16 protein-coding genes are annotated in these 24,943 nt (G+C 67.1%); 7 read left to right on the top strand and 9 right to left on the bottom strand.

The annotated features are described in order from the left end of the window. Positions 1-8: 8 nt before the first annotated feature. A complete protein-coding gene (locus ACQR1D_RS06605; RefSeq protein ID WP_316236755.1) occupies positions 9-1,466 on the bottom strand; it encodes a formylglycine-generating enzyme family protein in 1,458 nt (485 codons plus the stop codon). 32 nt (positions 1,467-1,498) lie between these two features. Further along, positions 1,499-6,784 carry an AAA family ATPase gene (locus ACQR1D_RS06600; RefSeq protein ID WP_434893746.1) on the bottom strand — a complete coding sequence of 1,762 codons (5,286 nt, stop codon included), beginning with the start codon at positions 6,782-6,784 and terminating at the stop codon, positions 1,499-1,501. Between the two features lie 766 nt (positions 6,785-7,550). Between ACQR1D_RS06600 and ACQR1D_RS06595 the strand changes: the two genes are divergently transcribed. The 3 genes from ACQR1D_RS06595 to ACQR1D_RS06585 all read left to right on the top strand — a co-directional run bounded on the left by ACQR1D_RS06595 (position 7,551) and on the right by ACQR1D_RS06585 (position 12,592). Further along, the gene (locus ACQR1D_RS06595; protein WP_434893747.1) at positions 7,551-8,558 is read left to right on the top strand and encodes an efflux RND transporter periplasmic adaptor subunit; all 1,008 of its coding nucleotides are present in this window, start codon (positions 7,551-7,553) and stop codon (positions 8,556-8,558) included. Then, positions 8,551-11,703: an efflux RND transporter permease subunit gene (locus tag ACQR1D_RS06590; RefSeq protein WP_434893748.1), complete on the top strand. Its 3,153-nt coding sequence runs from the start codon at positions 8,551-8,553 to the stop codon at positions 11,701-11,703. The genes ACQR1D_RS06595 and ACQR1D_RS06590 overlap by 8 nt, the downstream gene beginning before the upstream one ends. A 334-nt stretch (positions 11,704-12,037) precedes the next feature. Further along, the gene (locus ACQR1D_RS06585) at positions 12,038-12,592 is read left to right on the top strand and encodes a hypothetical protein (RefSeq protein WP_434893749.1); all 555 of its coding nucleotides are present in this window, start codon (positions 12,038-12,040) and stop codon (positions 12,590-12,592) included. A gap of 18 nt (positions 12,593-12,610) precedes the next feature. On the opposite strand, the gene ACQR1D_RS06580 is transcribed toward ACQR1D_RS06585, so the two are convergent. From ACQR1D_RS06580 to ACQR1D_RS06560, 5 genes are all read right to left on the bottom strand, one after another. Continuing rightward, entirely contained in the window at positions 12,611-12,793 is a 183-nt protein-coding gene (locus ACQR1D_RS06580; RefSeq protein WP_434893750.1) for a hypothetical protein, read from the bottom strand. A gap of 10 nt (positions 12,794-12,803) precedes the next feature. Next, positions 12,804-13,379: a mobilome CxxCx(11)CxxC protein gene (locus ACQR1D_RS06575; RefSeq protein WP_434893751.1), complete on the bottom strand. Its 576-nt coding sequence runs from the start codon at positions 13,377-13,379 to the stop codon at positions 12,804-12,806. A 1,009-nt stretch (positions 13,380-14,388) separates the two neighbouring features. Then, positions 14,389-15,636, bottom strand: coding sequence for an amidohydrolase family protein (locus tag ACQR1D_RS06570; protein WP_434893752.1), 1,248 nt, complete (start codon positions 15,634-15,636; stop codon positions 14,389-14,391). A gap of 119 nt (positions 15,637-15,755) precedes the next feature. Then, on the bottom strand, positions 15,756-19,415 hold the full coding sequence (putA, locus tag ACQR1D_RS06565) for a trifunctional transcriptional regulator/proline dehydrogenase/L-glutamate gamma-semialdehyde dehydrogenase (protein WP_434893753.1): 3,660 nt from the start codon (positions 19,413-19,415) through the stop codon (positions 15,756-15,758). Between the two features lie 69 nt (positions 19,416-19,484). After that, complete coding sequence (locus tag ACQR1D_RS06560; protein ID WP_434893754.1) at positions 19,485-20,291, bottom strand: lytic murein transglycosylase; 807 nt, start codon at positions 20,289-20,291, stop codon at positions 19,485-19,487. A gap of 278 nt (positions 20,292-20,569) precedes the next feature. On the opposite strand from ACQR1D_RS06560, the gene ACQR1D_RS06555 reads away from it, so the two are divergent. From ACQR1D_RS06555 to ACQR1D_RS06545, 3 genes are all read left to right on the top strand, one after another. Then, complete coding sequence (locus ACQR1D_RS06555; protein WP_434839697.1) at positions 20,570-21,514, top strand: OmpA family protein; 945 nt, start codon at positions 20,570-20,572, stop codon at positions 21,512-21,514. Between the two features lie 83 nt (positions 21,515-21,597). Continuing rightward, entirely contained in the window at positions 21,598-22,113 is a 516-nt protein-coding gene (locus ACQR1D_RS06550; protein WP_316179714.1) for a hypothetical protein, read from the top strand. A 156-nt stretch (positions 22,114-22,269) separates the two neighbouring features. Further along, a complete protein-coding gene (locus ACQR1D_RS06545) occupies positions 22,270-22,590 on the top strand; it encodes a hypothetical protein (RefSeq protein ID WP_316217906.1) in 321 nt (106 codons plus the stop codon). A 98-nt stretch (positions 22,591-22,688) separates the two neighbouring features. On the opposite strand, the gene ACQR1D_RS06540 is transcribed toward ACQR1D_RS06545, so the two are convergent. After that, positions 22,689-23,063 carry a thiol-disulfide oxidoreductase DCC family protein gene (locus ACQR1D_RS06540; protein ID WP_315802867.1) on the bottom strand — a complete coding sequence of 125 codons (375 nt, stop codon included), beginning with the start codon at positions 23,061-23,063 and terminating at the stop codon, positions 22,689-22,691. Positions 23,064-23,270: 207 nt separating this feature from the next. Here ACQR1D_RS06540 and ACQR1D_RS06535 point away from each other — a divergent pair, with 207 nt between their 5' ends. After that, positions 23,271-23,507 carry a hypothetical protein gene (locus tag ACQR1D_RS06535; protein WP_316217907.1) on the top strand — a complete coding sequence of 79 codons (237 nt, stop codon included), beginning with the start codon at positions 23,271-23,273 and terminating at the stop codon, positions 23,505-23,507. 147 nt (positions 23,508-23,654) lie between these two features. On the opposite strand, the gene ACQR1D_RS06530 is transcribed toward ACQR1D_RS06535, so the two are convergent. Further along, positions 23,655-24,590 carry a DUF817 domain-containing protein gene (locus ACQR1D_RS06530; protein ID WP_434839607.1) on the bottom strand — a complete coding sequence of 312 codons (936 nt, stop codon included), beginning with the start codon at positions 24,588-24,590 and terminating at the stop codon, positions 23,655-23,657. Positions 24,591-24,943 lie beyond the last annotated feature (353 nt).

Here is a 24,943-nt window from a genome sequence, read left to right as displayed (position 1 = left end):
CAAATCCCCTATGGTGAGAGCGCGACGCGGAAGCCCAGGGTCGGATGCCGGATGCGGCCGTCATAGCGGTCGCGACTGCCGGCCCGCGCATCGGCGGCGCCGTTCTTCCACGATCCCGAGCGGATGACGCGGGCATAGCTGCCCTCCTCGAGCCAGGCCGATCCATCCGCCGGCGCGCCCCTGTAGTTCTTATGCCAGTTGTCGGCGACCCACTGGCCGACGCCGCCGCCCATGTCGAACAGGCCGTAAGGATTGGCCTGGACACTGCCGATCTTCGGCGGCTGATCCGTCTCGGCGTCCCCCGTGCCGTTGCAGCCCTTGCAACTGGCCATCCCCGGGCGCATGCGATCGCCCCACCAATAGCGGGTGCGCTGGCCGCCGCGCGCGGCATATTCCCACTCGGCCTCGGTCGGCAGCCGGAACGCCTTGCCGGTCGCCTTCGACAGCCAGGCGAGATAGGCCTGCGTGTCGTCGTAGCTCAGGTTGGTGACCGGACGATCATCCGCACCGGCCGCGATGTCGGCGCAGCTTGCCGCCGCGACACACTGCTTCCACTCGCCGATCGTCACGGGATGCTTGCCGAGCGAGAACGGTCGCACGCTGACCTGATGCGACGGCTGCTCGGACTCGTCGTCGCCGCCCATCGCAAAACTGCCGCCGGCGATCGCAACCAGCTCGGGCACGCGCAGCTTCGGCTCGGCGTCCGGCGCCGGCGGGATCGCCGCGGTGCCGGATGATCGCGCCAGCGTTGCCTCGAGTGCAGGAGCCGGCTGACGCGGCGCGATGAAGGCGCTGGACGGCGATCGCGCAACGTCCTGGGGCGCGCTGGCGGCTTCCAGCAGGATCCGGCGCGGCGGAGGCAGCGGCACGGCGGACTGCGCCTCCTGCTGCGAGCTCGATGATCCTGACCCAGGCGGCGCCTGAATCAGCAGCCTGATCTCGCGTAACGGCAGCAGCACGCCGCCGAGGAAGACGATGCCGAGGACCCCGACGCCGAGCGCTCCGCGGATCAGCTTCTTGCGACGTCCTGGAGCCGGTGCGAGGAGGACGTTCAGCCGGCCGCCCTCACCCGTCTCCTCCTGATCATCGTCGCTGCCGTCGTCCCATCTGTCCGGACCGGACGCCGCCGGCGCAAGCGACGGGCGCACCGGAGAGACTGGCGCAGCTTCTCGTCGAGCCGCACCCTCCGGCTCTGCGGTCTCCCATTCGGCATCGAGCGACTGCTCGAGCGCGCCGCACATCATCAGCAACAGCCCGCCTTCGCTCTTGCCGGTCCAGCGCTCCTGCACCTCGGGACACTCGACCTGATCCTCGACGCGCAGGAAGCTCGGCGGACGCATCGGGCTGAGCGAGACCTGCACCGTGCGGCCGCATCGCCGGCAAGCCACCGCGCGGGAATCCTCCGGCAGCGCATCCTCGGCGAGCTTGGGAGCCCGCAGCCATTGCAACGCTGAACTCTCGCTCATGCTGTCCTCGCTCGTGATGCCCGCCAACCCCGTTACTGACCCCAGCTCGCGAACACGTCCTTGAACACGCGGTCGCCGTCGGATCCCTTCTCGATCGACAGCAGCGCCCGGTTGCCGCCCTCGTAGACGATCGGAATGTCGAACCACTGCTTGCCCTTGAGAAGCAGCAGGTTGCGCTTGGTGTCGACCTCGTTGGCGGACAGCGCGACCATGAAGTATTTCGGTGTCACCCGGGCGGTCTGGGTCACCAGCGCCGTCCCGCGCTCGGCCTCCTCGCCCTTCAGGCCGATGCCCCTCAGGCTGGTCAGGCCGCTCACCGACTGATCCGGCCAGTCGAACTTGAGCTCCATGATGTGGCTCGCCGGCATCTCCATGTCGGCGTTCCGCCGCAGCGAGATCGTGGCCTTGGTGCCGTTCTCGATCTCGATCTCCCCCTTGATCGCCGGCGCCGCATCGACTCGCGGCCCCTTGCTCTGCTCGATCGACCAGGTGACCTTGCCAGGATAACGCTTGCCCTTCGGATCCTGCGGATCCTCGTGATAGAGGAACGCCTGCGCCGGTGTGCTGACCGGCACGCTCATGCCGACCGTGGCATGCTCCTCGGCCGCAGCGGCGATCGCCGGCTTGGCCTCCGGCGTAATCCGCTCCGCATTGACCTTGCGGGCGCCCGGTTCGCTCGGCAGCGCGGACGCTGCCGTCGCACCGCTCAGGGCCGGCTGGATCCATTCCGACGCGCGCTCCCAGGACACCGCCGCACCGACGATCGCCAGCAGCCCGGCCGCGGCAACTGCCATCACGCGCCGGCTCGGCACACGGCGGCGTGGTGCCGCGGCGTTCTCCGTCGCCTTGAACGCCATCTCGACGAGAGAAGGGTGAATCTTGATCTCTGCCGCCGGCGTTACGGACTCCGCAACAGAGGCTGGAGCCGCGGCAGCGGCGGCAGGCTCAGTGGTGGCAGAAGCCGCTGCCGCAGCGGATGTCGCAACGACGCCTGTCTTCACGGGCTCTGCCGGCGCGGCGCTCGCGGACTTCGCGTCGATCTCTGCTGTGACCACCTTGCTTTCGCCAGGGCGCTGCGGCACCGCGAGCCGATCGGCGACAATGATCGGCGCTTCGGCGACGATGGTCGCGCGCGGTTGGGTCGGCTCGACCGTGGCCGGCTCCTCGACGGCCGGAAGCTCGGGCGGAGCCGAAGCCGGCGTCACGATGTCCGCGGCCGGCTCGCGCGGCGGACGCCGGCGCAGAACGCGAATCTCCGGCGAGGGCTTGGGCGCAGCCGCGCGGCTCTCGGCACGCTGCGCTATCGCGGGCGCGCCCGGCTTGCCCGCGGCAGACGTGACGATGTCCGTCCCCGAGCGGCGCGCCATCGAGAGATATTTCGCGACAGTGGCGATCTCCTCTTCGAGCGAGTGCGTCGTGATGACCTGCCGCGGCTGCGGCCGCTGCTGCGGCGCCGGCGCAGCCGCGCGGGCCGGCCGCGGCAGCTCGGCGGCTGGTGCATCGGCCGATCTGGACGTATCGGCGGGCAGCAGCTGAGCTGTGACCGAGGCCGCCTCGACGCCGGCAGGTCGCGCACGCAGCTCGATCATGCGCTCGGGAAAGAGGATCGCGGCGAGATCGCGCAGCGAGGCACCCGGCATCAGCAGCCGCCCCAGCGCCGGCGGAACGCGGCGCAGCGCGGTCGTCTCGGTGCGTTTGACAACAGTATCGTTGCGGCCGGCTTCGACCAAGGTCCCGTCGTCGTGACGCTCGTCGCTGATCAGAACCTTGCGGGCCCGCAGCATCGCCGTCAGTTCGCGCAGATCCGAGCGCGAGGCGTGGTCGACGACCAGAAGATCGAAGGTGCCGATCCGGGCCGGCAGCAACTCGGCGACACGCCAGGCCGGCATTACGTGACAGGGAATCTCCTCGAGCCAGCCGTCAAGAGACCTGCGCGCGGCAAACCGAAGCCGGCGCGCGGTCGGACCGGAGCAGGCCGACGCCATCTTCTGCATCGAGTCCCTGAACCGCTTCACCGCTTGCCTGACGGCGCCGCCCGCATTCTGCGCGATGGCCAGCGACATGCGGGCACCGATCACCGCTTCGAACAGGGCGAGCGAGCGCGTCTCAAGCCGCGCGCGCTGAGCCGCGAGGTCATGCAGCAGCTGCCGCTCCTCCGGACTTTCGATCCGCATCAGCACGGCCCAATTCCACGCCGCCACCCATTCCGCGAGCGTCGTCGCATCCTTCGCCTCGCCCGCGGCCGGCGCGGACCGCAGTCGCTGCGCCAGACTCGGCGCGCCCGCCGCAGTCGCCATCCGGCAGGCGGTCCTGACGAGTTCGTAGTCCGGGCCGGCCTCGCGGATCTTCTCCATGGTTGCGAGAATGCCTGTCCACCGCGTTTCGAGCTCCTGGGGCTCCGTCTCGGCGTCACCGACCCGCGACAGCACGTCATCCTGAACAGAGACGGCGAGTTCTCCCGCCCGGGCGAACAACTCGCCCAGGCGAGCGAGCTCGACCAGCGGTCCCGATACGCGCGTCATGACGGTCCGGATCGCCGCGCCGAACGCGGCCAGCCGCTGTGCATCGGCCAGCATCGCCCTGACGTCGCCGTCCGGCATCGACAGCTTGGAGCAGGCATCGGCCACGTTGCGGACGGCGAGCGCGGCCGTCACGACGGCGGCCTCGACGCTCCTGACGATGTGCTCGAGGTCATCGAACGCCCGCGCCGATTCCAGTTGAAGCGCGGGTGCATCGATCTGCGTTGCGATCGACGTCCAGCGCGCGCGCAACGCATGCAGGTCGTGACGCCACAGCAGGAAGCGCCCGACATATTGCCAATCCGCCGGCTTCGACGGCGCGGCCCCGTCCACCGTGATGGCCTCGACGGCGGCCTTCAGCGCGCGGCGCGACGGCGAGAACCGCGCGAACGGCTTCTCGCCGGCCGCGAGCCGTTCGACCACGCGAATCGCATCCCTCCTGGTGAACGCCTCGACCGGCGCCTGCACCTGGCGCCTCGTGAATTCGGCGCTTCGGGACAGCTGGAACGACGCATCACGCGCCCAGCCCACGACCTTGTCGAGAGCCACGGGCTCGTCGGCCTTGGCGGTGCCGAGCGGCGACAGACGCGCGAGCCAGGGCGCCTCCGCGATGGCGCGATGGCCAGTCACCAGCGCATCGAGATCGGCCGCCAGGCGGTTGGTTGCGTCGAGCCCGAAGGTCGCGATGGCGTCGAGCGCGAGATCCTCGTCGCGGCCTGCGTCCGACGTCAGCCCTGCCTGGTGCTGCAGCTCCGCGTGCAGACGCAGGATCGCGGCAGTGTCGGGAAGCGCCGCGAGCTCTGGCAACTCGACATCGATGTGCTTGAGATCACCGGCAAGCCGCAGCCGCGCCTCGCGTGCCTTGTCGACCGCCGTGACGAGCGGGTCGGTGGCCGCGAGCAGGCGCTTCGGCCGGTCGGTGAACCAGGCATGCGCCTCCTGTTCGCCGATCAGCGCCTTGAACAGATCGAACGGCAGCTCCGGCAAGCCGCCGGCGAGCCGCAGGTTGCGCTGGACTATCTCGGCGATCTCGTCGTCGAGCGATGCGATCTGCGTGCGCTTCGAGATGATGTCGCGTTCGAGCCGGCCGATCTGACCGACCTGATCGCGCAGATTCGGCGTGTCCAGGATCGATTGCAGCCGGCCGGCCAGGGCTTCGGCCTTCCTGAGCACGTCCTTGTCGGAGCCGGTCGAGCTGACGGTCAGCTCGCGAATGGCCGGCGGCAGCTTCTGATGCAGCAGGGAAAGTGCAGCCTCGTCCCTGGACACGACGAGGACGCGCGAGCCGAGCGCGAGGTGATGGCAGACGACGTTGACGAGCGCCGCGATCCGATCGTCGCGTGCGACAGACTGGACCATCAGGCCATCCGACCGCGACAGCTCGCGCACGACCTCGACATCCTCCGCGACAGCCGGCAGCGGGAAGAACAGATCACCCTGCTCGACCGCGGCAGGCTTGGGCGCAGGCGCAATGTCGATCGGGCCCCCGACGATGCCGGACAGGTGCCGGCGCGCATTGGCGTGGCCACGTCCATCCGGCTGCGAGAGCAGCGCGTTCACGGCTCCCGACAGGCAGCACTCACTCTGCGGCGCATGCTCGATCGCGGTCTTGAGACTGTCGATGTCGCGCAGGGCGAGGCTCTCCGGCCGCCGCCGCGCGGATATGACCCAGCGTCCCGCCGCGATGGCGGCCTCCATGGCCGGCGTGCCGTCCGACGACACGGGATCGCGCGACGTCCTGTTACCGGATTGCACGCCTGCGGCGCTCAGGATCTGATCGGTCCCGATCGGCGTGAACGGCGACAGCTCTGCGCGCTGCTCCAGCGCCTCGACCAGGCGATCCGGCTTGTCGCGCACGGCAAGCGCGGCGTCCGGCGCCACGGCATCGAGCGCCCTCAAATTGACGGTTGCGCCGACGAAACGCGGCCGGACCCTGACCTCGGCATCCGGGCGCGCGATGATCTCGATCTCGACCGCGCGCTCGAACAGCGGCAACTCGAATTCCCGCCCGCCCTGCCGCCAAGACGACAGCGCGACGCCCCACATGACCTCCATGACCTGATCGGCGCCGGCCGTGGCCGCCATGTCGCGCAGCCGCTGGTGGATCGACATGGTCCGGCGGCGCATGCGCTCGGTGTCGGCCCAGGCGGTCCATGGCCCGCTGATATAGCGCTCGATCCGCTGCACGAGGTCAGGACGCTGCTCCAGGCGCAGCCGTCCAGTCCAGGCGCCCAGCTCCGGGGCCGGCGAAAAATCCTCGGGCCGCGCGTGGCGGGCAAAGGTGAGGCGGTTCTTCTCGATCTCATCGACCGTGACCACGATGCTCTCGTGCGGCGATGGACGGCGGTCGGGGTCGGACGACGGCTCGACCCAGGTCTTGAGATCGTAGTCGATGGCAGGCGGCTCCGTCGCGGCAAGCGCCTCGACGGCGAGCCAGACCGGACCGTCGACATCGAAGGTATTGATCACCACGCCCGGCAGGCCCGCCAGCTCCTCCTGGTCGAGCGCGAAGCCATGATCGTCGGCGAATGGATGATCCGGCTGACGCTCCGCCGGGGAGCCCTCGGCACGAATGATCTCGGTCAGACTGCCGAGCACATCCTGCAACGGCTCGACGACCGATCCCATGCCGAGTGCTTCGCTCGTCGAGGACGCCCAGGCGTCGGTCGGCGACTGCGGCTCCAGGGCTGCCGCGCCGATAGCACCAAGCAGCCGCATGCCGTGATCGGCTGCACTGCCCTGCGCCTTGCGATCGCCCGCGCCGGCCTCGTTGGGCCGCACATTCACCAGCTGGCTCATCGCACAGATCCTTCTCTGAAGTCGGCCGCAACGTCGGCGGAAGCTCGGCGAGAGGCTGACCGACAAGGATGGCCCTGCGCATGATCACGGTGCGCCGGGCGATCGGAGAGTGGGTTCAGAGTGGACAAGCTTGCCTCGCTGCAACGTCGACGGAACTCCCGACTCGTTGCGGAGGGGTATGGCGAAGTGAGGTCACATCAATGACCCGACAGGTAGATGAATGTGACGATTCTCGCTCCCGTCGGAGAATCGGGAAAAAATCCCGGGTCATTCGATGAGGAAAATCTTAGCTAAGAAGTTTGTTAGTCTTGGCTTTTTGTGTAGCGTCGCGCGCGTGGCCGACAACAAGCTTGGGTTGCGGACGAATACGCTGGAATGTGTCTAAGAATACTTCTAACGCTCAAGAAGAAATATCGAGACGCATGCCGAACGTCCGATGTCCACGCCGCAGCACGGCTGAGGGCCCCGTTCGGCCACGAGCCCGCCGCGTATGCGGCTCGCATGCAGGGGGCGGCGCCACAAGCATTGGCGCCAGCGTGCATGGCACCGCGTCGTTCCCTCCCCGAATACGGTGATTGCATCCGACCGAAACGGCGTCGCCGTGCCCCACACGATGGCCCGCCAAAGAAGCCCGGGGATGTCGCCGGATCCCATGCGATGGCTCTGCAGCCGACGCTGCTTGAAACACCCTCGAAGCTGAAGTAGCTGTTGTTGCAATGACATCGACGTCGTCCAGACGTTTCCCGATCGATGGGGCCGGGACTGCATGGTGAGGCAACGGACGAGGGCTGCGGCCGCATGCGGTGCCGTGCTGTTCACGCTGGTTTCGCTGCCGTCGCGCGCGCAGGCGCAGACTGCCGGTCCGGCCGAGCGCGAACCTGCGTCGGTCAAGCTTTCCGCGACGCAACAAAAGCAGATCGGGCTCCAGACCGCCGTCCTGACGGCGGAATCCCATCCCGAGCAATTTCGCGCCTACGGCACGGTGCTGGACGTCGCCAGGCTGACCGATTTGACCAACAACTACGCCAATGCGCAGGCGCAGCTGCAGACGGCGCAAGCGAAGCTCGACGTCGCAAGGCTCGCATTCGAGCGCGCCCGCGACCTCGTGCAGTCGGCGGCCATGCCGCGCAAGGACGCCGAGGCGGCGGAGGGCACGTTCCGGACCGATCAAGCCTCCCTGGCCGCGGCGGAATCGCAAGTGAAGACCTTGATGGCGACGGCGCGGCAGGAATGGGGCGCCGTCATCGGCAAGGGCATCATCGAGCGCTCGCCGCAGGTCGTGCAACTGATCGAACGCGAACAGTTGCTGGTGCAGGTCACGCTGCCGCCCGGCGTGACTCTGGCCGCGCCGCCGCGCGGTGCGCTGGCGCAGGCGCCGACCCGCAGCGTCAACATCGATCTGCGCTATCTGTCGGCTGCGCCGCGAACGGATCCGCGCATCCAGGGCGTGAGCTACTACTTCGTCGCCGCCGGCGACAGCGGGCTGCTGCCGGGGATGAACACCATCGCCTACGTACCCTCGGGCAAGTCGTTCGACGGCGTCTTCGTCGAGGACACCGCGATCGTGCAATGGCAGGGCCGCTCGTGGGTCTATTTGCGCGCCGGTCCCGATCTCTTCAAGCGCCACCCGATCCGCACCGACCAGCCGGTGTCCGACGACGACTATGTCGTGCAGGACATTCCGTCGGGCTCCGAGATCGTCCTGCGCGGCGCGCAGGTGCTGTTGTCGGAGGAGGCCAAGAGCGAGCTGCGCGGCGGCGGCGACGATGATTGACGGCGCTCGCGGCGCCGCGGCCGGCCCCCAGGCGGCGCTGATCTCGTTTGCCATCCGCTTTCGCGGCATCGTGCTGGCGCTGGCCTGCACCATTCTCGGCTATGGCATCTTGTCGCTGGGGAGCGCCAATTATGCCGTGTTTCCCGAATTCGCTCCGCCGCAGGTCTCGATCCAGACCGAGGCGCCAGGTCTCAGTCCCGAACAGGTCGAGGTGCTGGTCACGCAGCCGATCGAGACCGCGATCAACGGTCTCGCCGGCGTCGAGAGCATGAGGTCGTCGTCGATCCAGGGCCTGTCCGTCATTTCGGTCATTTTCCAGCCCGGCACCGAGGTCTTCCGGGCGCGGCAATTGGTGACCGAGCGACTCGCGGTCGTCGCCGGCAGCCTGCCGCAGGGCGTGCGGGCGCCATCGATGACGCCGCTGGTGCCCGCGGCCGGCACCGTGCTGGCGATCGGGCTGACCTCCGAGCAGCGCTCGCTGATGGATCTGCGCACCATCGCCGATTGGACCGTGAGCCGACGGCTGCTGGCGGTCGCGGGCGTCGCGCAGGTCACGACCTATGGCCGGGACATCCGGTCGCTGCAGGTGCAGGTGCGATCCGACGATCTGGTCCGCTTCGGCGTCGGCATGAACGACGTCGTCGCCGCCGCGCGCAAGGCCACCGGCGTGCGCGGCGCCGGCTTCGTCGACACCGCCAATCAACGGGTCATCCTGCAGACGCAGGGCCAGTCGCTCACACCCGAGCAGTTGGCGCGCACGGTCCTGCTGCACCAGGGTGGCGCCAGCGTGGTGCTCGGCGACGTCGCGACGGTCATGAACGCGCCGGAGCCACCGATCGGCGGCGCGCTGATCAACGGCCAGCCCGGCATCATGATGATGATCAGCCAGCAATTCGGCGCCAACACGCGCAACGTCGCGGCGCGCGTCGAGGCCGCGCTGCGGGATCTGCGGCCGGCGCTCGACAGCGAGAAGGTCAAGCTGCACGCCGATCTGTTTCGTCCGGCGACCTTCATCGATGCGGCGACGGAGAACGTGCTGTTCGCCCTGCTGATCGGCGGCGCCCTGGTCATCATCGTGCTGTTCCTGTTCCTCTACGACTGGCGCACCTCCGTCATCAGTTGCACCGCGATCCCGCTGTCGCTGCTCTCGGCCGTGCTGGCCCTGCAGTGGATGGGACAGAGCCTGGACACGATGACGCTCGGCGGCCTCGCCATCGCGATCGGCGAGGTCGTCGACGATGCCGTGATCGGGGTCGAGAACGTGGTGCGCCGGCTGCGCGAGAACCGAGGCCTGCCGTCGCCGCGCAGCGAAGCGCGCGTGGTCTACGATGCCATGCTCGAGGTGCGCAGCGCGGTCGCCTATGCGACCTTCGCCGTGCTCCTGGTGTTCGTGCCGATCCTTGCGCTGCCGGGCCTCGCCGGCCGCCTGTTCGGTCCACTCGGCATCGCCTACATCCTCGCGGTGGTCGCCTCGCTGATCGTCGCGCTGACGGTCACACCGGCGCTGTCGATGCTGCTGCTGGCCGGCCAAAAGCCGCGCGAGGAACGCGAACCGCCACTGGTGCGCTGGTCGCGCCGCCACTACGAGACGCTGTTGCGGCGGCTCGGCCGGTTTCCCAAGTCGGTCATGGTGACGGCCCTGCTGGTGACCGCCGGCGGCGCAAGCCTGGTGCCGTTCTTCGGCGGCACCTTCCTGCCCGACCTGAAGGAGGGCCACCTGATCCTCCACGTCTCAACACTGCCGGGGACCTCGCTCGACGAATCGCTGCGGCTGGGCACGCTGATCGCCGAGGCCCTGAAGGGTGTCCCCGAGGTCCGCAGCGTGGCGCAGCATGCCGGCCGCGCCGAAGCCGGCGTCGATACCGCGGGCACGCATTCGAGCGAGATCGAGGTCGACCTGAAGCCGGGGCTGTCAGGCGACCAGCAGGAGCTGGCGCAGCAGCGCATCCGCGCCGCGCTCGCCAACTTCGCCGGCATCAACCTGTCGATCAAGACCTACCTGACCGAGCGCATCGAGGAGACGCTGTCCGGCTTCAACGCCGCCGTGGTCATCAACGTGTTCGGCCCCGATCTCGACGATCTCGAGCGCGCGGCGCGCGACATCGCGCGCGAGCTCGGCGAGGTCTGGGGCGCGATCGACATCCAGCAGCAGTCGCCGCCGGGCATGCCGCAGGTCAACGTGACCCTGCGCCCGACCGATCTGCAATCCTGGGGCCTGGACGCGGTGGAGGTGCTGGAGCTGATCCGCACCGCCTATCAGGGCGACGTGGTCGGCCAGGCCTATGAAGGCAACGTGGTCTTCAACGTCATCGTCAAGCTCGACCCCGATGCGACGGCACGCCCGACCGAGATCGGCAACATGCCGATCCGGACGCCGAGCGGCGCCTACATCCTCCTGAAGCAGGTCGCGGACGTCTACGGCACCGCGGGGCGCTACGTCGTGCTTCATCGCAATGGGCAGCGCGTCCAGACCGTCACCGCCAACGTCGCCGGGCGCGATCTCGAATCCTTCGTGGCCGCAGCCAAGCGGAAGATCGCCAAGGAGGTGAAGCTGCCGCCGGGCGCCCATGTCGAATTCACCGGCGCGGCCGAGGCGCAGGCCAAATCACGCCGCGACCTGCTGGTGAACTCGCTGCTGGCGACGATCGGCATCGTGCTGCTGCTGTCGTTCGTCACCGGGCACTGGCGCAACCTGGTGCTGGTGCTGATCAACCTGCCGTTCGCCTTCGTCGGCGGCGTCATCGCGGTCGCGCTGACCGGCGGCGTGCTGTCGCTTGGCTCGATGGTGGGCTTCGTGACGCTGTTCGGAATCGCGCTGCGCAACTCGATCCTGATGATCTCGCATTACGAGCATCTGGTCGTCGTCGAAGGCCGCGCCTGGACTCTGGAGACCGCGATCGCCGGTGCCGCCGACCGCCTGGTGCCGATCCTGATGACCTCGCTGGTGACCGGCCTCGGCCTGCTGCCGCTCGCGCTCGGCGCCGGCGAGCCGGGCCGCGAGATCGAGGGACCGATGGCCGTGGTCATCCTCGGCGGACTCCTGACCTCGATGGCCCTCAACCTGCTGGTGCTGCCGACCCTGGCGCTGCGCTTCGGCCGGTTTGCGCGCGGCGTGCAGACCCACGGAGATGTCATGGCGAGCTGATCGTGGGCGTGAGCCGTCCGCGACGTTCGCCGCACGTGGCTGCTCGACGCTTCACCGTGCGGGCCGGATGAAGGAGATTGACTTCCGACCCGTGTTGACGAGCTTGTCCCTGGTCAACTGCAGACCTTCGCGACCGAATGACCGGCGTCCGCATTCAGCCCGAAACGGACGTTCGTCGGCGGAACCTTCAACCACAACAGCACTGAGCCCAGTCCGCCGCAATCTGAGAGCCGCCCCAATTCCAGCGGCGTTAGCCAACGGCCTGTGCTCTTCCGTCCTTGAAACCGAGGAGTGTGACATGCAAGATCAACAGAATGCTAATACCCAAGAATGAGTGGCAAAGAAGGATGTTCATTTGAACGAGAATGCGATTGCCCCCGAACTACTCGTTCGACTCGGTAAGGTCGTAACCCTATGGGCGTCGGTCGAAAGCTGGGTCGCGATGCTCCTCGGCACGCTAATGGGCGCCGATTTAGGAGGCTCATCGATCGTGACCAACATCGTTTCGAATTCGACACAGGTTAAATGCATACGAGGATTGCTTAGCGTCAAGGCTTACAAAGAACCCGAGGCAACAGCAAAAGTGATAGCTCTTCTTGATAGAGTGGACGACATTCGCGCCGAGCGAAACGAACTCGTGCATGGTCTCTGGACCGCTACGGACTCCTCTCCGGGTGTTGCTATGGTCAACACGGCAAACCTTGACAGAGCCGAGCTGATACGAGATCGCCTCGTCACCGTCGCCGATCTCGATGCACTTGTCGAACATATAGAAGAATGGATAGCCGACTACGAGACTCTCGGCGCGGAGCTGGGCTTTCCTCGCAACAAGAACGCGACTCAATCGATCTTTGTCGACCAGCCGGTAGGGCGGATTACGCCGCACTAATCCGCCCTGCGTGCTAGTTCATGATCTTCCGCAATAAGGGCAGGCTCCCGGCAGAGGCCCCATCGAAACCCAATTTTTTGTTATCGACTCATCGATCCTTCCTTTGATCTCAAAGCCCTTAGTTGCGTCTAAAAACTCCTTTTTTTGTTTGTCGCTCAGCTTGTTAAACGCTCTCAAAGTTCTCATAGTTTCATCGTCCATTTAAATCCTCCTAATTGCCTCCACAAACCGAGCATTTCTGGCTCGGAAACCAAGGCGTCGACATGCTATTTGGCATGCTCCCACAAACACATTTTCGTTGAGCGTCGATCAAAGCAGCCCGAATGCCTAGCTTTTTCTCCTTGCTTGTAATGCCCTTCTCTGTATCACGAGAATCTACGATTGATTGCTGATGGTTCAGAAGGTCATATTCTATGGCCAGATTCTGAGTGTCACCTTTTCCAAGCTTTTTCCAAGCCTGCTTCAACATGTAGCTTTCGCGCGCAGCATTCACATCGTATGCAAGTTCTTCGTCCCATTTCGCCAGCAACGACCACAATACTAATAGTGTCTGCATGACCGCTGTGAAGCTGAGGAGACCTATGACCAAAGGGCGATAAGGTTTGAGCGCTTCAAGGACTTCGGAACCGAGCACATAGGCTAGAAATATTGGTACTGCCAAACCAACAAAATCTCGGAGATGAACCTTGCGACGTAACCGGGAGGCTCTCCGTTCAAATATGACTCTTGTGCCTTCCGCATGAACCGAGTTGTTCCAAGCATCGCTTCTGCGTTCTTGGTCGTTCATTCGACAAGTCCTTATCGACAAAAATCAACTTTAGAGCGAATTGCATAAAATATTCAAGCCAAGATTCGGTGCCTCATGCTGACCAAAAAGCCAGCACCTTAGCGCGTAGGACGGATTAGCCGAATGCGTCATCCGCCGTTGCAGTCAGGTTGCTTGATCCTCCTTGGTTTGCCCAAGGCCGCACGGCGTCGACACGCCTCGTCACGTCCGCAATTCGCCCTTCTCGGACCTTCCGGCCGCCGCCAAAGACGTCGGGCTGCTGGGCTTGAGCGGATATGCTTCTCGAGACTCGTGCGGGCCCGGAGCCAGGCGCGCACGACCGGCAAGACAATCTCTGATGCGATGCGCCCAAAAACTGATTCTGCTCACCGCCTCAAGCACATCACCCTTGTCCAGTCCTCCCACGGAAAATATTCTACTTTCGTTTTTCAGAAAAACATGATTGACTATGCGCATCCCGTCCCGCCATGAGGGGCGCTTCGCGATCGTCACGAGACGTGGGTGCGGGATGCGGTGGGTGCATTGGATCGCAGCGCGAGCAATCGTGCGGACGAACGAGCCCGATGCGCCGGCGAAATCGTAGGGTCCTGGCCTCCCGGTGCTGAGGCCAAGCGGACGGTGACGATGATCCGTTCGTGACGGGGGCAAGACAGCCGGTCCCCGGGGAGAGGACGTATAAGCCGCCCAACCATCGCGCGGGGAATGCCGGGATGTCTCGGCTGAACCTGTGGTTCCTGCCGCCTGCATTTTTTTCGCAGGCGGGCCATGGGGGCGGCCAGCTCCCGGCATTCCCTGCGCCCTCTTCGTCGATGAGGGCGAAACGACCCGCACAACTCGGACGCAGGGAGCGCCGCGAGGCCGAATGACTGCGTTCCAAGAAGCACTCATCGCAGATGTCGGCGCCCGCGGCGTCGAGGCGGCGGAGAGACGATGGACGTCCCGCATGACAGCGCGCACAAACGCTGGGACTGTCGACCGTTGGCCCGGTGGATTTCGGCGCCGAGTTGCCTCAGGCGTTCAGCCGGTCGATGTGCACCTTGCCGGCCTTCATCACCAGCGGAATGTGATCGCCCTGGCCGAGCAGGCACGAGACGTCGCGCAGCGGATTGCCCTCGACCACGAGCAGGTCGGCGAAGGCGCCGGGCGCGATGCAGCCGAGCTTGCCCTGCATTCCCAGCACCTCGGCGCCGATCACGGTCGCGCTGGCGATGACCTCGCGGGCACCGAGGATCTCGGCGCGGATCCTGAATTCATCGCTCTCCAGGCGCTGCGACGGTCCCAGGAGGTCGCTGCCGTAGCCCATCTTGACGCCGGCTTCGCGATAGATGCCGAGCGAGCGCAGGCCGGCATCGCGCACATCCGCGATCTTGGCGACGCTCTCCGGCGGCAGGCCATATTGCGCGCCTTCATTGGCGAGCGCCTCATAGGTGACGAGCGTCGGGATGACATAGACGCCCTTCTCCGCCATCAGCCGCGCCGTCGGAAGGTCGACGAGATTGCCGTGCTCGATGGTGCGCACGCCGCAGTGGACGGCGCGGGCGATCGCTTCCGCCGTGTAGGCATGCGCCAGGACGTAGGTCTGCCGCGCGCGGGCCTCGGCGACGATGGCGCGGATCTCGTCCTCCGAATAGCCGAACGCGCCGACCGGATCGGTCGGCGAGGCCACGCCGCCGGACGCCATGATCTTGATCTGGTCGGCGCCCATCTGCAGCTCCTCGCGCACCGCCTTGCGCACGGCATCGACGCCGTCGGCCACGCGGGCGAGCGCGCCGACGCGCACGCAGCACGGACAAGGCGCATTGTCGGAGAGGAAATCCGTCCGCGCCCGCATGTCGCCATGGCCGCCGGTCTGGCTGAGCGCACGGCCGGAGACGAACAGCCGCGGGCCTTCGGTGAGGCCGGTGTCGACGGCCTGCTTCAGCGGATAGCCGGCGCCGCCGGCGTCACGCACCGTCGTAAAGCCCCGCCGGAGCATGCCCTTGAGCAGCAGCGCCGAGCGCAGGGTCACCAGCACGTTCGGCATCTGCACTTGCTGGGCAAGATTGAGCTCGACCGCGATCGCATGGACGTGCAGGTCGATCAGCCCCGGCATCAGCGTCTTGCCTTGGAGATCGATGGTCTGGTCGACGCTGGTCTGCAGCGGCTTGTCAGACACCTCCTTGATCAGGTTGCCTTCGACCAGGACGTGCTGCCCCTCGAGCAGATCGGGCTGCAGCGGGTCGAGCAGAGCGGCGTTCTTGAACAGGATGGTCGACATCAAGGTGTCCTCGATCGGAGCGAAGCGTGCGTCAGCGGGCGGAGCGGCCGACGATGACGGTGTTCTCCCCTATCCTGTCCTGGGGCCTCGAGCCAGCCCGGGACGGAATAGCTGTCTTCTCAGCCGATCGACATCAGGCTGGCATTGCCGCCGGCAGCCGCGGTGTTGGTGGAGAGACTGACCTCGGTGACCAGCCGGTCGAGATCGTAGCAGCCGTCGCTGGCGCGCGGCGTGACGAGCGGGACGATCGGTCCGGGGCGCGTGGCGAGGTCGCGGCCGAGCGCGATCAATTCATCCGCCGCGCCATCGGAAAGCACGGCCTGCAGATCGCGGAGAGCCCGCCAGCTGTCGACGATCCGCAGGCGGCCGCGCAGCCGGCTGGTGAGCGGTCCCAACACGGCAGCAGCGGGATTCGCGCGTTCGACGAACGCGTCGTTGCCGGTCATCAGAATGACGCCGATCTGGACCAGCAACGCCTGCTCGCTTCTCGCCAGTGCAGCGACGACGCCGCGCGCGGTGATGCGATAGATGTTCTGTTCGCCAACGGGTCCTGGCAACTCGATCTCGAGCCCGGCCAGCACCTGGGGCCCATGCGCCTCGCACGCCAGCGCCGCCTCGGCATGTCCGCTGGCGCGCAACCCGTCGAGATAAGAGCGCAAGACCGCGTCAGACTGCGACGCCATGAGCCGCTGGCGCGGCGGCCTCGCGAACAGCCGGCGCAGATACAGCGGACCGCCGGCCTTCGGCCCGGTCCCCGACAGGCCGGAGCCGCCGAACGGCTGCACGCCGACCACCGCGCCGATCACGTTGCGGTTGACGTAGATGTTGCCGGCGGCGCTGCGGCCCGACGCCCGCGCAATGGTCTCCGTGATCCGCGAGTGGATGCCGAAGGTCAGGCCATAACCGGTCAGGTTGATCGCGTCGATGAGGTCAGCGAGCTGCTCGCGACGGTAGCGCAGGACGTGGAGGACGGGGCCGAACACCTCGCGCTCGACATCGAATATGTTGCCGATCTCGATGATGGTCGGCGCGACGAACGTGCCATGCGCCGCCTGCGGCGGCAGCGGCAGCCGCTCCACGGCATGGCCGCGCGCCTGCATCGTGGCGACATGCGCATCGAGCGTGTCGCGGGCCTCGCCGCTGATCACCGGGCCGACATCGACCGACAACGACGCGGGATTGCCGAGTTCAAGCTCGCGCAGCGCGCCGCGCAGCATCGACAGGATGCGGTCGGCGACGTCCGCCTGCAGGCAGAGGATGCGCAGCGCCGAACAGCGCTGGCCAGCGGAGTCGAAGGCGGAAGCGATGATATCGCCGACAACCTGCTCGGCGAGCGCCGAGGAATCCACGATCAGCGCGTTCTGGCCGCCGGTCTCGGCAATCAGCGGCACGGGCTGTCCATGGACGGTGAGGCGCTCGGCAAGCTGTTTCTGGATCAGCCGCGCGACGTCGGTCGATCCCGTGAACATCACGCCCTGCACGCTGTGATCGCCGACCAGCGCGGCGCCGACGCGGCCATCGCCGGGCAGCAATTGCAGGACATCCGCGGGCACGCCCGCCTCGTTGATGATGCGAACCGCTTGGGCGGCGATCAGCGGCGTCTCCTCGGCAGGTTTCGCCAGCACGGGATTGCCGGCCGCGAGCGCGGCCGCGACCTGGCCGGTGAAGATCGCGAGCGGAAAATTCCACGGGCTGATGCAGACCACGGGACCAAGCGGCTTGGGCATCTCGCCCTCGGCGAGAGCTTCGATCTCGCTCGCATAATAGCGCAGGAAATCGACGGCTTCGCGCACCTCGCCGACGGCGTTCGCAAAGGTCTTGCCGGCCTCGCGGACGATCAAGCCGATGAGGACGAGGCGACGCGCCTCCATCGTTTCGGCCGCGGCGCGCAGGCATGCGGCGCGCGCGCGCGGGCTGGTCGCGGCCCAGGCCGGCGCGGCGTTCGCCGCACGCGACAGTGCGGCCTCGATCTCGGCAGGCGCGGCATCTCTGGCCGCGCCGACGACGTCACGGCGATCGGCGGGATTGCGAATGCGGCGCGCGCCTTCGCTGGTCGTCGTTCCGCGCGGCGCGGCCGTCCAATCGAGGCTCGCGCTCGTGACCAGGCCTTCGCCGAGACGCGCCAGCGCGCGCTGATCGGAGAGATCGAATCCGGCCGAGTTCACGCGACCCGGACCGAACAGCGCGGGCGGACGCCTGATCTTGTCGTGCGGCGAGCCCATGCGTTCCGACGCGCGAACGATGGCGACGGGGTCCGCAATCAGATCGTCGACGGACACCGCGGGATCGGCGATGCGATTGACGAAGGAGGTGTTGGCGCCGTTCTCCAGCAGCCGGCGCACGAGGTAGGCCAGCAGCGTCTCATGCGAGCCGGCCGGCGCGTAGATGCGGCACGGGCGGCCGAGCCGTGCGGGTCCGACAACCTCCTCGTAGAGCGGCTCGCCCATGCCGTGCAGGCACTGGAATTCATACTGGCCGCGCTCGTAATTGGGACCGGCCATCTCCACGATCGATGCCAGCGTGCGCGCATTATGCGTCGCGAACTGCGGGAACACGGCGTCGGGCGCGGCCAGCAGTTTGCGGGCGCAGGCGAGGTACGACACATCGGTATGGGGCTTGCGCGTGAAGACCGGAAAGTCCTGGAGACCATCGACCTGCGCGCGCTTGATCTCGCTGTCCCAATAGGCGCCCTTGACGAGGCGCACCATCAGCCGGCGCCGCGTGCGCCGTGCGAGGTCGATGAGCCAATCGACCACGAAGGCGCAGCGCCTCTGATAGGCCTGGATGACGAAGCCGATGCCGTTCCAGCTGGCGAGGTCCGGATCGATGCAGAGCGCCTCGAGCAGATCGAGCGACAAATCCAGACGATCGGCTTCCTCGGCGTCGATGTTGAGGCCGACGTCGTATCCCCGCGCGAGCAGCACCAGCTGCTTCAGTCGCGGCAGCAGCTCGCTCATGACGCGGTCGCGCTTGATGCTGACATAGCGCGGATGCAGCGCCGACAGCTTGATCGAGATGCCCGGTCCGTCGTAGATGCCGGCACCGGCCGCATGCCGCCCGATCGCATGGATCGCCGTCTCATAGGCCGCGAAGTAGCGCGCAGCATCGTCCGCCGTCGTCGCGGCCTCGCCCAGCATGTCGTAGGAGTAGCGGAAGCCCTGCGCTTCCCACGGCCGGCCGTTCGACAGCGCCTCGTCGATGGTCTGCCCTGCCACGAACTGTTCGCCCATCAGGCGCATGGCGAGCGTCACACCCCTGCGGATGATCGGCTCGCCGCCGCGGGCAATGAGCCGCGTCAATGCCGACGCCAGGCTGTCCTCGCTCGCGGCGGCCGTCAGCGTGCCGGTGACGATGAGGCCCCAGGTCGCGGCGTTCACCAGCAGCGACGGGCTGTGCCCGATATGGGCGCGCCAATCGCCGGTCGCGATCTTGTCGCGGATCAGCGCATCGCGCGTCGCCGTGTCCGGGATCCGCAGCAGCGCCTCGGCCAGGCACATCAGGGCCACGCCCTCCTGGCTCGACAGCGAGTATTCTTGGATCAGTCCCTCGACACCGCCGGATTGCGCCTTGCCGCGCAGACGCAACACGAGATCGCGCGCCAGCTCGGCGGCCCGCGCCGACGACGACTCCGGGAGCGCGGCGAGATCGAGCAGCGGCGCGATGCATTCCGGCTCGGCGCGGCGATACGCCGAGGTGATCGCGGCGCGCAGCCCGCTCTGGCTCTGGCGCTGGACCTGGGCATCGAACGCGGCGAACGGTCGTGGCGACAACTGCGACATGACCCGTCTCCTCTGAAGCGATCCTCGTCACTCCCGACGCTTGCGCGGCCTGAGCGCGTGCCGAGTTGCCTACCGCCCGATCAACTGATCGGCGTAGTAGCCGATGGTCTTGCGGTAGATCACGGCCCTGTTCCACTCGCGCATCGCCTCGAAATTCGCACTGCCCTCATCATAGGGCGCGCCCATCTTGAAGCCGTTGCTGTGCAGCAGGTTGGCGGTCGAGGCCAGCACGTCGGCGGTGGAGTGGCGCAGATCGACACGGCCGTCGCCATCGAAGTCGACGCCGTATTTGATGTAGGACGACGGCAGGAACTGGGTCTGGCCGATCTCGCCGGCGAAGGCGCCGACGAGGTCGCGCAGAGTGAGATCGCCGCGCTGGACGATCTTCAGCGCGGCCAGCAGCTCGCCCTGGAACAATTCGGTGCGGCGGCAATCATGCGCGAGCGTCGCCAAGGTGCGGATCACCGGCAGCTTGCCCATGTCGCCTTTGCCGAAATCGGTCTCCAGCCCCCAGATCGCGACCAGGATCTGGCGCGGCACGCCATATTGCTGCTCGATCCGCGACAGCAGCGCCGCGTGCCGCTGCAGCATGGCGCGGCCGCCATTGATGCGGCCCGCGCCGACGCGGGTCGAGACGTACTGCTCGAAGCTCTTGTTGAAGGTGTAGCGCTGGCGGCGGTCGAAGGCGAGCACGGCCGGATCGAGCGTCACGCCCGACAGCGCCTGGCTGATCGTGCCGCCCGAGACGCCGGCGCTCTGCGCCTCCGCCGAGAAGCTCGTGATGAAGGTATTGAAGTCGCCGCCGCAGCGCGCGGCCAGGGCTGGAGAGGCAAATGAGAGGATCGCAACAACTACGAGGGATCGGACAACGAGCATGAGAAGAAAGGTCCCTGCATGAAAGCGTGATGAGGACAGGCGGCGCCAAGCGCCCTCACCATGCCCGATTTGGCAGCGGCAGGCCAGCCGGCAGGGATCGCCCCCGATCTGCATTGCGCCTTCGCCTCCTTTGAACGCAACGCGGCCTCCCCGCCACATATGCAAGGCGCGTCTTCGTCGCGGTCGCATTCCTTGCGCGCGCTGATCGAGCGCCCTCTGCACGCCACACGCGTTAGCCCGCTTTGCCTGCCCTTTGCCTGGAGAGGTCCCCCATGAGAATGACGTTCCGACTCGGCGCACTGACGCAGCTCGCGCTGTTCGCGGCTCTGCTCTGTCGCACGCTGGCGCCTGCAGCCGCCCAGCCCGGCGACATCGCGGGAGCCAGGGATTATCCCGGCATCGGACGTTTCGCCGGCAGCGTGATCACCGGCTACGTCGCCAAGGATTTCGATGCGGCGCGCATGCAGGCGGCGCCGTTCAAGGATGGCAAGGCGACCGACGAGCGGCGCCCGGAAGGCCGCATCGTCAGAATCGCCTATCGCACCGCGCCCGGTCCCTCGATCCTTGAAGTGTCGCGCAATTTCGAGAACCAGCTCGCCAAGGCCGGCTTCGAGCCGCTCCTCGCCTGCGACACCGATGCCTGCGGCGCCATCCCGTTCACCGAAGCGATCGACGCGCTGCCGGTGCCGCAGATGTGGGTCGACGGCTTCGATTTTCGCTATGTCGCCGGCCACAAGACGGCAGGCGGACGCGAGACCTATGCCAGCGTGCTGGTCAGCCAGAACAACCAGCAGATCTACGCCCAGCTCACCATCGCCGAACTCGGCGCGATGGAGAACAAGATGGTGAGCGCCGCCGAGATGGCGAAGGGCCTCGGCGACAAGGGCCACATCGCGCTCTACGGCATCTATTTCGATACCGACAAGGCGACGATGAAGCCGGAGAGCCGGCCGACGCTGGAGCAGATCGCGCAGTTGCTCGCCGGCCAGCCGCAGCTCAGCGTCTTCATCGTCGGCCACACCGACAATCAGGGCAGCTACGACTACAATCTCGATCTGTCGCGGCGGCGCGCCGAGGCGGTCGCCGCCGAGCTGGCGCGGAGCTATCGCATCGCGCCGGCGCGGCTGCGCACCGCGGGCGTCGGCCTGCTCGCTCCGGTTGGCAGCAACGCGACCGATGCAGGCCGCGCGCTCAACCGGCGCGTCGAGCTGGTGGCGCCCTGAGACGGCGCGCAACCCGCTTGATCCTCGTCAAGACAGTGCCATCGTGGCTCCCTAAGCTCCGCGGCCAAACTGGAGACGACGCCATGATCGGAATTACGTTGACCGCCGACCAGATCCGCTCGGCGCCACCGGAGGTGCGGCGCTGGATCGAGCACCAGGTGCTGTCGGGGCTCGGGCTCGGGCCGGAGGCCCCCTCGGCACCGCCCGCCCTGCCGGAGCCGGGCGCGCACCTCGTGGCCTGCTCGGCCGACGATGCGGCCAAGATCCTGGCGCAGATCCAGGGCGTGCTGCCGGCCGTGAACGTGTTCTTCGAGTTCGGCCGCCCGGGCATCGCACTCGGCCAGCCGCCGGTGATGATGTTCCGCCTGATCGACATCCTGCATCATACGCGGCTGCAGAACATCGGCCAGGTGATGGCCTCGCTGGACATGATCAACAAGGCGCTGATCGAGACGAGGCACGATCCGTCTGTGCGGTTCTGCGGCTTCGATCCCGAGGGCCATTGCCTGATCGCGCCGGAGACCCAGCGCGCGATCGCCAGCGTCTGGCAGAGCGTGATCGCCAAGCAGCATGGCGTCGCCGAGGGCGAGGCGGCGTGAGGTCATCGGCGCGCGGCCTGCCCGGCGCGCCATCGTCCAGAAACGGCGCGCCGCGATGGCGCGTCAGCCATGTTCCTGCCGGACGGCTCCGGCCTTGAGCCCGTTGCGGCCGGTGCTACCATGTCGAGGTCGTTCACGATCCGCGGGAGATCGCCGATGCCGCCAGGCCAGCGACGACGCAGACTGCTTCAGATCCCTCTGTTCCGCCTGCTCGCGATCAACCTCGCGCTCGGCCTCGGCATGGCCGTGGTGCTGGTCGGCGGCCTGCTGGCGCTCGACCCTTTCGGCCTGCGCCACCTGATCTTCTCCGATCGCTCGCCCGGCGTCGCCATCGGCCTGCTGCTCGGCTCGTTCTTCGTCACCTTCGGCTCGACTGCGATGGGCACCGCCATCATGGCGCTCGGCCGCGGCGACGATGACGACGAGCCGCGCGGCGGCACACGGGTGCATGCGCGGGTGAAGGTGCGGAGGCGATAAGCTTGAAATCTCTGCCGCAATGGAGGTGCGCTCCCCTCCCCGCAAGGGGGAGGGGAGCGCACCGCCGTTGTGGCGACATGGCAAGCGTCCGTCCGCCCTCACCAGTGCCCCTTCCGCCTGTTCCAGGCGAACAGCACATCGGCGAACCGGTCGTAGCCGAACCGCGTCAGTGGCCGCACCAGACGGTTGCCGAACAGCTTGGCGAGCCAGCCCTCGCCGGGCGTCAGCGCCCACAGCAAGAGCGCGACGTCGGCGCCGGTGATCAACTGCCCCTCCTCGTCGGTCGCGTGCAGGCGGCGGCGGACGGCGTCGACATCGGCGCCGAATGCGGCGAGCGCCTCCGGCTCTTCATTGATGTCCCTGAACGCGACCCGCCCCGACCTGACCAGCGCCAGCAGCTTGTTGCGCTGCCAGTCGATGCCGGCGTCGCAGACCGGGCAGCGCGTGTTGTACCAGACGGTGAGTTGGGGCATCGACATGTCGGGAATTCGCCGCGGGTTCGGGGCCGCGATGAACGCATTGTCATCCGGCAAATTCGAGGAGTTTTCGAGAGGACGCGGCCGTGCCCGGCCACTCCTCCGATTCCACGAAAATCATATGACGGAAAAGTCAAATTCGGACAGCGGATAAGCATTTTCCTGCATTGACCGGACCGGCCCCGCCGCCGTAGACCGCCGATCATGGCAAAGAAACCCGGCACCAACCCCAAAGGCGAATTCGCCTTCTTCAACGTCACCTATGAGGACGGCTCGCAGCGCTCCAACCGGCGGGTGCCGGCCGAGCTGCTCGGCGGCCTCGACGGCGACGAGCCGGCCCGCGGCTTCATCATGGAGCAGGACCGCGACATCGCCGAAAAGTCCGGCCGCCCGCCGCTGGCGATCAAGTCGCTGGAGCGGGTCGGCGCGAAGAAGAAGTAGCGAAAGCCCCGCTGCCGTAGGGTGGGCAAAGCGCGCAGCGCGTGCCCACCATCAGGTGCCTGCCGCGAAACGCGGTGGGCACGGCACGCGATACCTGCGCCAGCCCCAACACCGTGCAGGCGCCTTTGCCCACCCTACGGCAGGGCGCTATGCGGCTTGCTTCTGTCGCTCCGGCAACAGCACGCTTTCCCGGGTGTCCATCTCCTGCGGCCGATTGATCAGGCTGACCAGCGTGTAGCTGATGATCGGCAGCAGGAACCACGAGCCGAGCTTGGTGACCGACACCATGGCCCAGCCTTGGGCCTGCGCCGGATAGATCCAGGTGCGCGACAGCGTGCCGATATTCTCCGACAGCCAGATGAACAGCGACACCAGGATCAGCCCGAGCAGCAGCGGCATCGAGCGGTGCACGCGCCAGACCTTGAAGTGGACGGTCGCCGGCGCAAACAGCAGCGCGGCCCAGCCGAACAGCACGAGCCTCAGATCGAGCCTGTAATGGTCGGTGAAGAAGTTGAGATAGATCGCAGCGCTCAGCCCGACCAGCCAGCGCCGCGACGGATGGCCGGTGAAGCGGAAATCGAACAGCCGCCAGACGCGGCAGAGATAGCTGCCGATGCAGGAATACATGAAGCCGGAGAACAGCGGCACGCCACCCAGGCGGATCAGGCTCGGCTCGGGATAGATCCACGAGCCGGTCGCGGTCTTGAACAGCTCCATCGCTGTCCCGACAAGGTGATAGACCAGGATGACCTTGGCCTCCTCAAAGGTCTCGAGTTTTGCCGCGAGTAGCGCGGCCTGGACGGCGAGCATGCAGAGGAAGAGAAAGTCGTACCGGGCCAGCGGCGCATCGGCCGGATAGAACCGCCATGTCACAAGCATCAATGCCAGCGCGATGCCGCCGAACAGGCAGGCCCAGCCCTGCTTCACGCCGAAGCGACTGAATTCATAGAGGAAGGCAGTCCACGGCGTTTCGGCCGCACGCGCCGCGAGGCGGGCCTCCGCGGCGATGAAGCGGCGCAGGGGCGGCCAGATGGCGGCGGCACTGGACTGCGCTGCGGCCGATGAAACCTCGTTGTCGTGCATGGGAGTCCGCGTCCGGTGAGACGCCAATCCCTAGCAGTCGATCGCCCCACGCCGTCTGCGCAAAGTTCAGCCTCTTGCGGCAAGGGCACGGACATCTGCGGACAAGAGGCCTTGTCGGCCCCCGGCACCTCGACGCCACCTTCCAAACCTTCCTGCAACCTCCCCACCGCCGCGCGATGCAGTGCCCTCGCCCCGTGTGGGAGAGGGCAGCGCTGGCGGAGCCGCGGGCTCGGTTGGGTGAGGGGTTCTGTCCGCGAGCGCAACTCGGGGAGATAGACCCCTCACCCGACCGAGGTCGTTGCACTGTCCTACATGCCCTCTCCCACAAGGGGCGAGGGCGCAGTCACCGCCGC

Source organism: Bradyrhizobium sp. HKCCYLRH2047, from assembly GCF_051168175.1.
In the GTDB taxonomy this organism is placed as follows: Bacteria; Pseudomonadota; Alphaproteobacteria; order Rhizobiales; family Xanthobacteraceae; genus Bradyrhizobium.
The sequence above is the reverse complement of the archived record's forward strand: the minus strand, read 5'-3'. Positions and strand labels throughout refer to the sequence as shown.